Annotated in this window: 13 protein-coding genes and 1 riboswitch; all 13 genes read left to right on the top strand. The window is 31.8% G+C overall.

The window, feature by feature from the left end; all coding sequences use genetic code 11:
- The first annotated feature begins 4 nt into the window (after positions 1-4).
- Positions 5-637: a TraB/GumN family protein gene (locus tag A7975_RS23325; protein WP_065386695.1), complete on the top strand. Its 633-nt coding sequence runs from the start codon at positions 5-7 to the stop codon at positions 635-637.
- A 67-nt stretch (positions 638-704) separates the two neighbouring features.
- A complete protein-coding gene (locus tag A7975_RS23320; RefSeq protein ID WP_065386694.1) occupies positions 705-1,325 on the top strand; it encodes a sugar transferase in 621 nt (206 codons plus the stop codon).
- Between the two features lie 28 nt (positions 1,326-1,353).
- On the top strand, positions 1,354-2,247 hold the full coding sequence (locus tag A7975_RS23315) for an SDR family oxidoreductase (protein ID WP_065386693.1): 894 nt from the start codon (positions 1,354-1,356) through the stop codon (positions 2,245-2,247).
- Between the two features lies 1 nt (position 2,248).
- Entirely contained in the window at positions 2,249-3,460 is a 1,212-nt protein-coding gene (locus tag A7975_RS23310) for a glycosyltransferase family 4 protein (protein WP_065386692.1), read from the top strand.
- Entirely contained in the window at positions 3,453-4,469 is a 1,017-nt protein-coding gene (locus A7975_RS23305; protein WP_065386691.1) for a polysaccharide biosynthesis protein, read from the top strand. Before A7975_RS23310 ends, A7975_RS23305 begins: the two co-directional genes overlap by 8 nt.
- Before the next feature lie 4 nt (positions 4,470-4,473).
- On the top strand, positions 4,474-5,325 hold the full coding sequence (locus A7975_RS23300) for an SDR family oxidoreductase (RefSeq protein ID WP_065386690.1): 852 nt from the start codon (positions 4,474-4,476) through the stop codon (positions 5,323-5,325).
- Between the two features lie 22 nt (positions 5,326-5,347).
- Positions 5,348-6,475: a non-hydrolyzing UDP-N-acetylglucosamine 2-epimerase gene (gene wecB / locus A7975_RS23295; RefSeq protein WP_065386689.1), complete on the top strand. Its 1,128-nt coding sequence runs from the start codon at positions 5,348-5,350 to the stop codon at positions 6,473-6,475.
- Positions 6,476-6,477: 2 nt separating this feature from the next.
- Entirely contained in the window at positions 6,478-7,455 is a 978-nt protein-coding gene (locus A7975_RS23290) for a glycosyltransferase family 2 protein (RefSeq protein WP_065386688.1), read from the top strand.
- An 8-nt stretch (positions 7,456-7,463) separates the two neighbouring features.
- Positions 7,464-8,825: a hypothetical protein gene (locus tag A7975_RS23285; RefSeq protein WP_065386687.1), complete on the top strand. Its 1,362-nt coding sequence runs from the start codon at positions 7,464-7,466 to the stop codon at positions 8,823-8,825.
- Between the two features lie 57 nt (positions 8,826-8,882).
- The gene (locus tag A7975_RS23280) at positions 8,883-10,184 is read left to right on the top strand and encodes a glycosyltransferase family protein (RefSeq protein WP_141680392.1); all 1,302 of its coding nucleotides are present in this window, start codon (positions 8,883-8,885) and stop codon (positions 10,182-10,184) included.
- A complete protein-coding gene (locus A7975_RS23275) occupies positions 10,184-11,605 on the top strand; it encodes a lipopolysaccharide biosynthesis protein (protein WP_065386685.1) in 1,422 nt (473 codons plus the stop codon). The genes A7975_RS23280 and A7975_RS23275 overlap by 1 nt, the downstream gene beginning before the upstream one ends.
- A gap of 64 nt (positions 11,606-11,669) precedes the next feature.
- On the top strand, positions 11,670-12,467 hold the full coding sequence (locus tag A7975_RS23270; RefSeq protein WP_065386684.1) for a LicD family protein: 798 nt from the start codon (positions 11,670-11,672) through the stop codon (positions 12,465-12,467).
- A 49-nt stretch (positions 12,468-12,516) separates the two neighbouring features.
- On the top strand, positions 12,517-12,918 hold the full coding sequence (gene tagD / locus A7975_RS23265) for a glycerol-3-phosphate cytidylyltransferase (RefSeq protein ID WP_065386683.1): 402 nt from the start codon (positions 12,517-12,519) through the stop codon (positions 12,916-12,918).
- A 302-nt stretch (positions 12,919-13,220) separates the two neighbouring features.
- Positions 13,221-13,305, top strand: a riboswitch (cyclic di-GMP riboswitch).
- Positions 13,306-13,349 lie beyond the last annotated feature (44 nt).

The raw sequence follows: 13,349 nt of genomic DNA, 5'->3' as shown, positions 1-13,349 counted from the left end.
ACATATGCGTAAGAAAAAGTGGAAGAAGATATTAATTTGGGTGGCATCGATTATTGTCATATTAGGAGTAGGAGGCTTATTTGCAGCTAATTATGCTGTAGATAAGCTTATTTCTACTCTTGCCGCCGACTTGGAAAAGGATCTATTAAATGAAGAGGTTACAGCCCCGGAGACAAAGCCTGATCAACAGGGGACGGATCAAACGGATCAGGGCGATTCGAATCCAACGGATGGTAAGGATGGAACGACGGAGGGCTCTACAGACAATGCAGAGAAGCCGGGAAAAGATGGCTCGAGCACAACGGGCGGCGACTCTTCTGAACCGAAAGAAGAAAAGCCGAAGGATAAATATAACGGCGAGGTAACGGTAGATAAAGCCAAAGATCTTCAAGAGAAAATTACTGTCTCTGAAAAAGCGCAGGTTTCATCCGTGTTGCTTAAAGAGCTTAGCATGTCTGATATAAAAGAGCTGCAAGCACTTGCTAGCGGCGGGATGACGCTTGAAGAGAAGAAAAAAGCTCGCAGCATTATTTTAGATAAGCTATCTCCTGAGCAGTATGATGAGTTGATTCAGGTGGCTAAGAAGTATGGGATGAGTCAAGGGAAGTCTTATGATGAGGTAATAAAAGAGAAATAAAACACCAAGAAAATAATCCATATAAGTAATTCGGGTGAAATTATAATAAGAGGAATGAAGGGTCGAGATGAGGCTGAATTATCAAATATACAAACGAGTGTTTGACTTTTTAATAGCATCAGTTTCGTTAATAGTGTTATTACCATTCTTTTTGGTACTTATAGTAATAATTAAAATCGATTCCAAAGGTCCTATATTTTTCAAACAAAAAAGAATTGGGAAAAATAAAAAGGAGTTTTATATTCTAAAATTTAGAACGATGAGATTTGATACTCCTAAAGATACACCAACTCACTTGTTAAAGAACCCAGAGTTATATATCACTAGTATTGGAAGACTATTAAGAAAATCCAGTTTAGATGAACTTCCGCAGGTTTTAAATATATTAAAGGGTGAAATGAGTATTATTGGGCCTCGTCCAGCATTATGGAATCAATATGATTTGATTGCTCAAAGAGACTTATATGGTGCAAATGATGTATATCCAGGTCTTACAGGATGGGCGCAAGTAAATGGCAGAGATGAATTAACAGTTGAGGCTAAAGCTAAATTTGATGGGCATTATATTGAAAATATGAGTCTGTTGTTTGATATACAGGTATTTCTAATGACGATTGCTAGTGTAATTAGAAGCGAAGGGATAAAAGAAGGATCAACTCAACATTCTAGAGAAAGAGCCCCTCTATAAATATGGTGCAAATATTGGAGGTAGTTTAATGTTATATGTAACAGGAATAACGGGACATACTGGCAGATGGTTTTTACAAAAGCTGATTAAAGAAAATTACACTGGGAGAATTAGATGTTTAGTAAGAGAAAATAGTAATACGGAAAGTCTTGATAGCTCCGGACTTGATATTGAAATAGTTTATGGAAATTTAGAAGATACAACAATACTAGAAAAATCAATGGTCGGTGTAGATACCTTAGTTCATATTTCAACAATTTTATTTTCAAGGAACATAGTTGAAGCGGCAATTAAAAATAATGTTCGTTGGGCGATTCTTATTCATACAACAGGGCGCTTCTCAAAATATAAAAGTGCATCAGAAGAGTATATTAACATAGAGGAAGAGATACTTAAAAAGCGTGATGAGATCGGCATTACTGTTTTAAGACCGACAATGATTTATGGGTCTTCTGCTGATAGAAACATGTACAAATTGGTAGATTATATTTATAATCATAAGTTTTTCCCTGTATTCGGCAAGGGGGAGAACTTAATGCAACCAGTACATGCTAAAGACTTAGGATATGCTTATTATAATGTCTTAATAAATGAAAATAAAACATACAATAATGAGTACAATTTATCAGGAAAAGAAGCTATTAAATATTTAGATTTATTAAAATGTGTATCCAGTAAATTAAATAAGAAGACAATTTTCATTAATATTCCTATATCTGTTTCGATAACAGCAGCAAAAATTTTAAACAAAATTAAGAAAAATGCAATTATTTCAGTAGAACAAGTACTTAGAATGCAAGAAGATAAAACATTTAGTTACGCGGAAGCGAATAGAGATTTTAACTACTCGCCAATGTCTTTTAGTGAGGGCATTGACGGAGAAGTTAAAGAGTATATCTCAGTCGCCGATAAAAGGAAATGATATGAAAATTCTGTTTGTTTGTCAGTATTTTTATCCTGAGCAATTTAGAGTTAATGACATTTGTTTTCAATTAGTTAAGGATGGACATGAGGTAACGGTATTAACAGGACTTCCAAATTATCCTGGCGGTGTTGTGAATAAGAAGTATAGATGGTTTAGGAATCAGAGTGAAACCATAAATGGAGTAAAAGTCATTCGTTCTTGGCTTCTAGGAAGAGGGAATGGGAAGGTAAGACTAGGGTTGAATTATTTAAGCTTTGCAGTAGTCTCTTCTATTAGATCACTTTTTATAAAGAAGGATTTTGATAATATATTAGTATATCAGTTATCCCCTGTAACAATGGCATTACCAGGTTTATTACTCAAAAAAATGACTAAAAAACCACTAATACTATACTGCCATGATTTATGGCCAGAAAGCATAGCTTCCGCAGGAATATCAGATAAAAGTAGATTATACCGTGGATTATTAAAATTAAGCAGATGGATATACAAGAGTGCTGATGAGATCTGGATTAGCTCTAGATTATTTAAAGAGTATTTTGTTAGTAAATTAGATATTAATAATAATATTACTTATCTTCCTGTATATGCTGAAGGACTTTTTGAAGAGATAGATATTGAAAAAGCGACTAATGACACGATTAATTTAGTGTTTGCTGGAAATATCGGTGAAATGCAAAGTGTAGAGACTATAATAAACGCAGCAAATGAGCTCAAGGAGATCAATAGTATTAAATGGCATATAGTTGGTGATGGGTCATCTCGAAGGAAGTGTGAAGAGTTAGCACAACGACTAGAACTTGAAAATGTAGTATTTCATGGACATCATCCTATATCAGCTATGCCAGAGTTTTACCAAATGGCAGATGCATTTCTGGTTACTTTAAAAGCAAATAAAGTTATTTCATATACATTGCCAAATAAAGTTCAATCTTACATGGCAGCGTCAAAACCTATTATAGGCGCGATTGATGGGGAGACCAAGCTTGTCATTGAAGAGTCAGGATGTGGCTATTGCAGTGCTGCAGAAGACTATAAAATGTTAGCTGAAAATATAAGAGTTTTTATTTCGGAAAAAGATAAGCACATTGAGTACGGTGAAAGAGCAAAAAAATATTATGATATAAATTTCTCTAAAGGCGTATATATGTCCCGACTATATGGATTATTACAGAAAATCAATAAAAGTGAGGATGTACATGATGTTTAAAGACAAAACGATTTTAATTACAGGCGGTACTGGTTCTTTTGGTAATGCAGTGTTAGACAGATTTTTAGACACAGAAATAGCAGAGGTTAGAATATTTTCACGTGATGAGAAAAAACAAGATGATATGAGAAAGCTATATAAAAACGACAAAATTAAATTTTATATTGGTGATGTTAGAGATATTGCTAGCATTAAGAACGCCATGTATAATGTGGATTTTGTATTTCATGCAGCTGCATTTAAACAAGTACCATCATGTGAATTCTTTCCGTTAGAAGCAGTGAAAACCAATGTCTTTGGCACAGACAATGTCCTTACTGCTTCGATTGAAAGTGGTGTTAAAAAAGTAATCTGTTTGTCCACAGACAAAGCGGCGTACCCTATTAATGCAATGGGAATTTCAAAAGCGATGATGGAGAAAGTATTTGTCGCAAAATCTAGAACGATTGATAAAGAAAAGACGTTAATATGTGGAACAAGATACGGTAACGTAATGGCATCTAGGGGATCTGTTATTCCTTTGTTCATTGAGCAAATTAAGGCTGGCCAGCCCATTACAGTAACTGATCCTAATATGACTAGATATTTAATGAGCCTTGAAGAGGCAGTAGAGTTAGTGATATTTGCATTTCATAATGCAGAGTCTGGTGATATTATGGTCCAGAAATCTTCAGCTTCAACAATAGGTGATTTAGCACAGGCAATTAAAGAATTGTTTAAGGTAGATAACGAAATCAAAGTAATAGGAACTAGGCACGGTGAAAAGCTATACGAAACCTTGCTAACTAAAGAAGAGCATATTCATGCAGAGGACATGGGCAATTTTTATAGGGTACCTGTCGATAAAAGGGATTTAAATTATGATAAATATTTCATTGATGGTGATGAGCAGCTATCTACCTCTGATGAATATAACTCCCATAATACGGAACGTCTAACTATTGAACAAGTAAAGCAAAAACTTCTTAGTCTTGAATATATTAGGAATGAATTAAGGGACTGGAGGTAGTGAAATGAAGTTTCTTGTGCTTGGTGCCACGGGCATGGCAGGTCATACAATTTCGATATATTTGAAGGAAAGAGACCATCAAGTAGTTGCATTCTCCAAGCGTCCATTTAAATATTGTGAAAATATTATCGGGGATGCGTTCGATTTGCCTTTATTAAAGAGTTTATTAGATAATGGTAATTTTGATGCTGTTATCAATTGTATTGGAATTTTGAATAATAATGCGGAAGAAAATAAAAAAGATGCTGTTTTCTTAAACAGTTACCTTCCTCATTATCTTAGTTCGATAACAAAAGAGATGAAGACAAGAGTCATCCATATGAGTACCGATTGTGTTTTCTCTGGGAAAAATGGAAAATATGCAGAAGAATCTTTAAGAGACGGAGAAACATTTTATGATCGGTCAAAGGCCTTAGGCGAATTGGAGAATACCAAGGACGTAACATTTAGGAATTCAATAATTGGACCTGATCGGAATGAAAATGGTATTGGATTGTTTAATTGGTTTATGAAACAAAGCGGAGAGATAAGTGGTTATAACAAAGCTATTTGGACAGGAGTAACTACTCTAACATTAGCGAAGGCAATGGAGAAGGCAATGTATGAGAATCTCACAGGACTATACAACTTAGTAAATAATGAAACAATAAATAAATTTGAACTACTTGTTCTATTCAATACATATTTTAAAGAGAATACTTTATCAATAAACATCAATGATAGAGTAGTAGTAGATAAGTCATTGGTTAATAATAGAACCGATTTTAAATTCGTAATTCCTTCGTATGAAGAAATGGTAATAGAAATGAAAGAATGGATTGTGAGTCATCAAGATTTATATCCACACTACTCTTAATAGGTTGTTAAGGAGAATATATATGAAAAAGTTAAAAGTAATGACCGTTGTTGGGACGAGGCCTGAAATAATAAGATTAAGTGAAACGATAAAGAAAATGGATTTATATTTTGATCATATATTAGTTCATACAGGTCAAAATTGGGATTACACCCTAAACCAAGTTTTTTTCGATCAATTAGAATTAAGAGCACCGAACTTCTTTTTAGATAGTGTTGGTAAAAATTTAGGTGAATCAATGGGCAATATAATAGCAAAATCATTTGACCTATTTTTACAAGAGAAACCTGATGCTTTACTTATACTAGGAGATACGAATTCTGCATTATGTGCAATAGCTGCAAAGCGCCTTAAAATTCCAATTTTTCATATGGAAGCTGGTAACAGATGTTTTGATCAGAATCTCCCTGAAGAGATTAATAGGAAAATTGTAGATCATATTTCTGATGTGAATTTAGCATATACAGAACATGCAAGAAGGTATTTAATATCAGAGGGTTATCGAAAAGAACATATATTTGTTACGGGATCCCCTCTGACCGAAGTATTGAAAAAATATTCGAATAAAATTCAAGAGAGTGCTGTCTTAAGTGAACTTGGATTAGAAAAAGAGAAATATATATTAGTTTCAGCTCATAGAGAAGAAAATATTGATAATGAAAAGAACTTTTTCTCTCTAATGAATGCTATCAATGACATTGCAGAACATTACCAACTTCCAGTGATCTACTCTACACATCCTAGAAGTGAAAAAATAATTGAGAAAAGAGGATTTAAATTCCATCCATTAGTGAAGAATTTGAAACCTTTTGGCTTCTTTGACTACAATAAACTTCAATTAAATTCTTACTGTGTACTATCGGATAGTGGTACAGTGCCTGAAGAAGCATCAATACTTGGGTTTCCAGCTGTTTCAATTAGAACATCATCAGAGCGTCCGGAATCACTTGATAAGGCTGCAATAATACTTGGTGGAATAAAAAAAGAAGATATTCTTCAGTCAGTCGAGTTGTGTAGAGGTATGTGGGATAATAATGAAGAGGTGTTAGCGGTTACTGATTATGTAGATACAAATGTATCAGTTAAAGTAATCAAGATTATACAGAGTTATACAAAAATTGTGAATAAAGTAGTTTGGGGGAAGGAATAAATTTGATTAGTATTATTATACCTTTGTACAATGGGGAAGAATACATAGGTAATATTATTAATTGTTTTTCTAAGCAACTGTATAAAAATTTTGAATTAGTCTTTGTTAATGATGGTTCAACAGATGATTCGTACAATCAATTATTATATTATAAGGAACGATCTGGCTTAAACGTGACTATTATTAATCAAGTTAATCAAGGTGTAAGTGCCGCACGTAATATTGGTATAAAAGAATCAAAAGGTGATTATTTATGTTTTTGCGATGTAGATGATCTTGTGGAAGATACTTATCTTTATGATATGTATAATATTCTAAATCAAAGAGAGACTCAAATAGTTTTTTGTAAGCATAAAGTAATAAAGGCTCCATATAATCAAGACTTATTTAGCAACTATATTGATACTGGACACGTGAAAATTGTTGATATGCTTACATGTTTGAGAGATTTTCTATATGGACGACTAAAATCAGGTTGTTGCACAATTATGGTATCCAAAGAAATACTATTGAATAACCATTTGCAATTCGCAGAAGGATTTAAATATAGTGAAGATTTGCATATGTTATGGCGTATAATTGCGAATTGTAATAAAATAGCATATCTTGATAAAACTTTGTACAAATATTTATTGAGACCTAATTCTGCTACTTCAAAATTTAATGAGGATAGATTTGATGGTTATGTTCTAATGAAAGAACTCGAGGTCTATTTCGAATCCAAAACACCCGATTTTTCAAGTGAATACAAAAAATATGGGGCTGCAAAATTAATGTGGTCCATTGTATGGCAAGCTTCAAATTATAAAGATAGGGTTCAATATAATCTCTTTATACGTAAATACAACATAAAGAATGAATTGAAGAAATTAATAACATTTAATAATGCAAAAGTAGCGATATCATCATTCCTGTTTATTATCTCACCTTTATTATTTAAAATACTTTCCAGTAAATATGGTGCAAAATTTATTCATTAGGAGTAAAAATGACAAGTATAGGTATTATAGAACAAAACAAAATAGGAAGAATAAGAAAACGATTAATGTTGCCAATGAAAATTGTACAATTTTATTTATGTGCTACGATTGTACTATTTCTTTTTGGTCCGTTTAAATGGCCGATGCATAATTCAATATTGTTTTTTACATTTTTAATAGCAGCCCAGTCTGCTTTATATATTGGATATAAGATTTCAATTAATAAATATACTAAACAGAATGGTGATATTCCAGAGGCTGATTATAAATTTATGCAGTTATTATATATAATGATAGCTATCAACTTTATATTCACAATTCTTAATACTATTCATAATACTGGAATGAGTGGTTTTTCTATTCAAGACCTGTACTCAAAAGTACAAAATGGATTATTCAATCCTTATGAGCAATATAAAGATAAGTTTTCATCGGCACAATTTGGAGGAGCTCTATTAACGAAAACATCAACTCTTTTTGCCCCTTTATGCTGGTCGTCTATACCGTTATCTTTAATTTATTTTAAAAGGTTGAATTTGTCTTTTAAAGCTATCAGTATATTCTCTATATTATTAGAGTCATTCAGGTGGGTTGCAACGGGAACAAATAAAGGTATCTTTGACATTCTGATTATAATAGGAATTATTGTTTTAATAAAAAAAATGCAACGTGCAGATTTAAGTGCAATTCAAATCTTAAGTAGCAGCAAGAAAAAAAGTAAAAGGAAAATATTGATTATATTGATATTGCTGACTTTGGGCATTACATACTTTACTAATTCAATAGGAAGTCGTGTTAATGAGAATTGGTATAACTTAAGTGTCTCTACTGGAAATGTACCAATTGAGTTTGATTCATTTTTATCTAAAATATGTCCGGTGATCTTGCAACCGACCTTGGTTTATTTAACTTCGTATCTCACTCAGGGTTATTATGCATTATCGATGGCACTTACTTTGCCATGGACTCCTATGTTTGGAATAGGTAATTCAATGTTTTTAATGGAAAATTTCAAAGAGCTTTCTGGAAATGATGTGTACCCAAATACATATCAAGTAAAACTTATGGATTATGGATGGAACCCAATGGCAAATTGGCATAGCATATATGTATGGTTGGCAAATGACTTTCATTTCATAGGTGTTATTCCAATCATGTTTATTTTAGGATTTTTTTTCGCTGAGGTTGTAAAAGATGTAGTTATATTGAAAAAACCCTCTGCAGTTGTTTTAATGTGTTTATTCTTTATAATCTTTTTTTATTTTCCAGCTAATAATCAAGTTCTTTCTTATCCATCTACATTTATGACTTTTTGGACTGTAACTTTATTATGGTTTATGAAAAGAAGCTTCAAATTAAAAATATCATAAAATATATAATGTTAATGTATGGGAACTGGAGTGTAGCTCTAGCAAGGAGTGATCATATTGAATATAGTATTTATGGTTGGTTCATACTATCCATATTCCTCTGCTGTAGGAACATGCTGCCTTAATATAGTTGAAGAACTATCAAAGGAAAATAATGTAACAGTTATTTGTATGAAGTCAAGAATTGATCAATCTGATGTGGAAGAGTATCGAGGACATACTGTTGTAAGAGTGTCTCACAGATGGTGGGATATACGAATGAAAATAGATGAAAAGATAAGAACCGAAAGAGGGGCTTCAAAATTATTGTTTAAATTTTTACTGAACGGTATACGATTCAAGGAATATATTAAGTTAATCTCATCAAGAGCAAGCCTGCAAAAGTCTATGATAGATGCTTATTATAATGCATTAAATAAGATATTAGCTCCTGTCGAGGCAGTGATTCCAATGTGTTTCCCAATGGAAGCAGTGGTTGCGGGGATGAAGTTTAAAAAGAATGTGACTACAACAAAGCTTATACCTTATTTGTTTGATCCATTCGTAGAAAGCCATACTCTTCATAGAGCTAAATGGAATAAAAGATTAAAAAGAAAGGCTAATCTAAAAGTTGAAAAAAATATGTTTGATTTATCAACAAAAGTATTTTGTGTAAATCACATGCTTCATCACTTTGATAAATTTAGCAACTCTCATGGTCGTATAATTTCAACTGAGCATCCAATGTTGAAAGAAAATATTAATAATTTGACTATTAATAGAGAAGGCGAAAACAAAGCTCCGTTAATATTAACATATACAGGGGTATTCGATAAGGTTGTTCGCAATCCAGATTATCTTTTGAAAACTATGCAGTTTGTATTATCTGATTACGATTCTGAGCTTCATCTTTATACGTCTGGAAATTGTGGTGATATTATTGATCCTTATACTAAGGAAGCGGAAGGGAAAATAGTAAATCATGGATATGTCTCCAAAAAAGACGCTGATATAGCTGTTGCAAGCAGTGGGATTTTAGTATCTGTCGGAAATAGGGATAATTTGCAATCTCCAAGTAAAGTTTTTGAATATATATCGGCTGGAAAGCCAATTGTTCATTTCTATAATAGAGATGATGATTCAATCGTTGATCTCCTGAAATCTTATCCTATTAGCTTGTGTTTAAAACAAGATAAGGGATTAATTGAACAAAATGCCAAATCTATTATTAAATTTTATCAAGAATGTAATGGTAAAACTTTAAAGTTTTCAGAAATAGAATATAAATTTCGTAAAGCATCGCCAAAATATATTGCATCCCAAATACTTAATATAATTATTGATAAAGAGAATGAAAATGAAAGTAAGGAATTAATGTAATGGAAGAGAAGAAAATATATAAATTAGGTATTCAAAATATTATGTATTCAATAACTTCTCAAGCTTTATCATTTTTATTAAGTATTGTGACAGGCTTTATCTTACCTATTACAATGGGCGTCGCGGATTATGGATATTGGCAAGTGTATTTATTTTATATAGGGTTTATCATGTTATTCTGCTTCGGGTTCAATGATGGATTGTACCTACGTTATGGTAGTTATAATTATAATCAGTTACCGTTTGATAAATTAAGAATAGCTATGAGAATATTTATTATTGCTATATCAATTACGACAGGAATATTACTAGTTTTTTCTTTCAGGGAAAGTGATCCCAATAAGGTGTTTGCATTTTGTGCAATAAGTATAAATCTAATTATATTAGGTATAAATGGAACACTGCTAACTGTATTGCAGTTTACTAACCGTATAAAATTGAATAGTTTTCTTACAATTGCAAATAAGCTTATATTTGTTATTATTATAGTCCCATTATTATTAATAGACTGGGTGGATTTTAGAGTAATAATTATTGCGGACATTATTACAAAACTATTTGTATTAGCGTTTAACATATATAAATCCAATGAGCTTTTCCGTGGGCATACAGCTACCTTTTCTATAGGCATTAAAGAATACTGGGATGATATTAGTATAGGAATAAGTTTAATGTTTGCAAACATTGTTGGTTCTCTGCTTATTGGAGTAGGTAGATTTATTGTTGAGAGATATATGTCACTTGAAACTTATAGTTTATACTCTTTTGCCACTACTATTACTACTTTTGCATTAATATTCATTGCAGCGGCGAGCATGTCGTTGTATCCATTATTAAAAAGAGTAATGAAGCAGAAACTACCTGTAATTTATGTTGAATTGAATCAACTTCTCTGCATTGGATTATTTTTTCTATTAGCGGGGTACTACCCGTTGCATTATTTGATTAAAAACTATTATACAAGTTTTAATGGAATACTTGAGTACTTCTATTTATTATTTATTATCGTTGTATCTCAAGGGAAAATGCAGTTTATGATTAATACATATTATAAAGTCTTGCGAGAAGAAAAAGCGATGCTAATAGCGAATTTATCAAGTGTTGTATTTGCTATATTAGCTATTATTCCTGCATTCTATTTTACACATTCTATATTTTCTATTGTTATTGGAACAACAGTAACATTGATTTGGCGATGTTATGCATCGGAGTTCTTTTTGAAAAAGAAGATGGGAATTACTAGTTACAGCAATATGATAATTGAACTTTCAATGATTATTTTATTCGTGATTACCATTATATCTTTTAAGCCTGTTATAGGTTTCTTTATATTCTTCCTGATAAATTGTGGAAATGTTTTTATTAATCGAAGTTTATTGAGAAGGTTTATTATTAAAGTTTACAAATCGGTGAAAGTATAATATTTGTTGAAAAATATCTTTGTATTTTTTATAAAAGAAATATTGTTAATTGGAGGATGGTAATGTGCAATTTGACATAAAAAAATTACATAGTGTTGAAATTGAAATATTAAAAGCATTTGTTGAGTTTTGCGAGAAAAAAAAGATATCATACTTTCTTATTGGTGGCAGTGCTTTAGGTGCAGCTAGACATAATGGATTTATTCCGTGGGATGATGATATTGATATAGGAATACCTAGGTCTGATTATTCTAAATTGCTAAACATTCCTGAACATGAATTACCTGCGGGCTGTATATTGAATAGTTTTTATAATGAAAAAGAGTATCCGTACTATTTCTCCAAAATTTGCAATAAAAATACTATATTGGAAGAAAATATGACAAGTCATTTGAATTTCAGGCATTGTATATATATAGATATTTTCCCATTAGACGGTGCTCCTGACTCGAAATTTTTACAGAACTATCATTATCAAAAAATAAGATTTTTTAAAAAAGTTCAAAATATTTACAATGGAATGACGAAAAAGGAAATGAATATCTGTAAAAAAGTGCTTATAAGTTGCATTAGATTTACTTTTACTCGGGAATGGCTACATAAAAAGCTCGAAAAACTTTCGATGAAATATAAGTATGAGGAGCAAGAGATAATCGCAAATTACTTTGGAAGTTGGGGAATGAGAGAAATAACACCGAAAAAGTATTTTGGTGATGGTACAAAGTTGTATTTTGAGAACGGGTATTACAATGTCCCAAGTGATTATAATAGATATCTTACGTTATTATACGGAGACTATATGCAAATGCCTCCTGAAGAAAAACGAAAAAGCCATCATTCATTTAAATTTATTAAGTTTTAGATATGCACATTATTATTCTTAAATTGTTAATGCAGAGAGGAGTTGCAGTATGAGAAAGGTTATAACGTATGGAACTTTTGATTTGTTGCATTACGGACATATTAACTTGTTAAAGCGCGCGAAAGAAATGGGAGATTATTTAATAGTTGCTCTTTCAACAAATGAGTTCAATGAAATTAAAGGGAAAAGTTGTTATTTCTCTTATGAAGAACGAAAAAGGTTATTAGAGGCTATTCGGTATGTTGATTTGGTAATTCCAGAATACAGTTGGGAACAAAAAAAACATGATGTAATTGAATTTAAGGCTGATTTGTTTGTAATTGGAAATGACTGGGAAGGTAAATTTGAGTTTCTTAAAGAATATTGTGACGTAGTTTATCTAGATAGGTCGCCTGAGATATCAACAACAAAGATAAAAAGTGACTTAATGTCTAAAATTCATAATGTATGATATTAGATCTATTTTTTATTCTTTTCATTGATGGGTAAAATCGAATAAAGAGTTGCTTTACCAATACTTTTATCGAAAGATAGTAGAAGAGATCTTGGTGCTATCTTAAATAAGATCAAGAAGGTTAACTGTTCTCTAAAGAATGTGCGTTATGGTGTACAAGTAGCAAAATTGGAGAACTCTCAAGAAAAGAGTAGTTAAGGTTTATTAGCTATCAAAAAGATTTGTATTGGTCACGATCCATCTATACTTCCACCCACATTTTTGTTACCATACCCTTAAACAAAACAACCGCATAAACCGTACGATAAAGGCAAAACCATTGAAAAGTGGTGACGCAAAGCTACAGGGGCTTATCTGAAATCAGACTGCCAGCCAGCTACCGAATATCGTGCCTCCCGTCAAGGTTTATGTGAGAACATGGAGGTTAT

Source organism: Bacillus sp. FJAT-26390 (assembly GCF_001682865.1).
Classification (GTDB): domain Bacteria; phylum Bacillota; class Bacilli; order Paenibacillales; family Paenibacillaceae; genus Pristimantibacillus.
The sequence above is the reverse complement of the archived record's forward strand: the minus strand, read 5'-3'. Positions and strand labels throughout refer to the sequence as shown.

Excerpts from the sequence above, each read along its gene's own strand:
- A7975_RS23325 (WP_065386695.1), top strand. The coding sequence starts at position 5 with ATGCGTAAGAAAAAGTGGAAGAAGATATTAATTTGGGTGGCATCGATT.
- wecB (WP_065386689.1), top strand. The coding sequence starts at position 5,348 with ATGAAAAAGTTAAAAGTAATGACCGTTGTTGGGACGAGGCCTGAAATA.
- A7975_RS23275 (WP_065386685.1), top strand. The coding sequence starts at position 10,184 with ATGGAAGAGAAGAAAATATATAAATTAGGTATTCAAAATATTATGTAT.
- A7975_RS23315 (WP_065386693.1), top strand. The coding sequence starts at position 1,354 with ATGTTATATGTAACAGGAATAACGGGACATACTGGCAGATGGTTTTTA.
- A7975_RS23310 (WP_065386692.1), top strand. The coding sequence starts at position 2,249 with ATGAAAATTCTGTTTGTTTGTCAGTATTTTTATCCTGAGCAATTTAGA.
- A7975_RS23285 (WP_065386687.1), top strand. The coding sequence starts at position 7,464 with ATGACAAGTATAGGTATTATAGAACAAAACAAAATAGGAAGAATAAGA.
- A7975_RS23300 (WP_065386690.1), top strand. The coding sequence starts at position 4,474 with ATGAAGTTTCTTGTGCTTGGTGCCACGGGCATGGCAGGTCATACAATT.
- A7975_RS23320 (WP_065386694.1), top strand. The coding sequence starts at position 705 with ATGAGGCTGAATTATCAAATATACAAACGAGTGTTTGACTTTTTAATA.
- A7975_RS23305 (WP_065386691.1), top strand. The coding sequence starts at position 3,453 with ATGTTTAAAGACAAAACGATTTTAATTACAGGCGGTACTGGTTCTTTT.
- tagD (WP_065386683.1), top strand. The coding sequence starts at position 12,517 with ATGAGAAAGGTTATAACGTATGGAACTTTTGATTTGTTGCATTACGGA.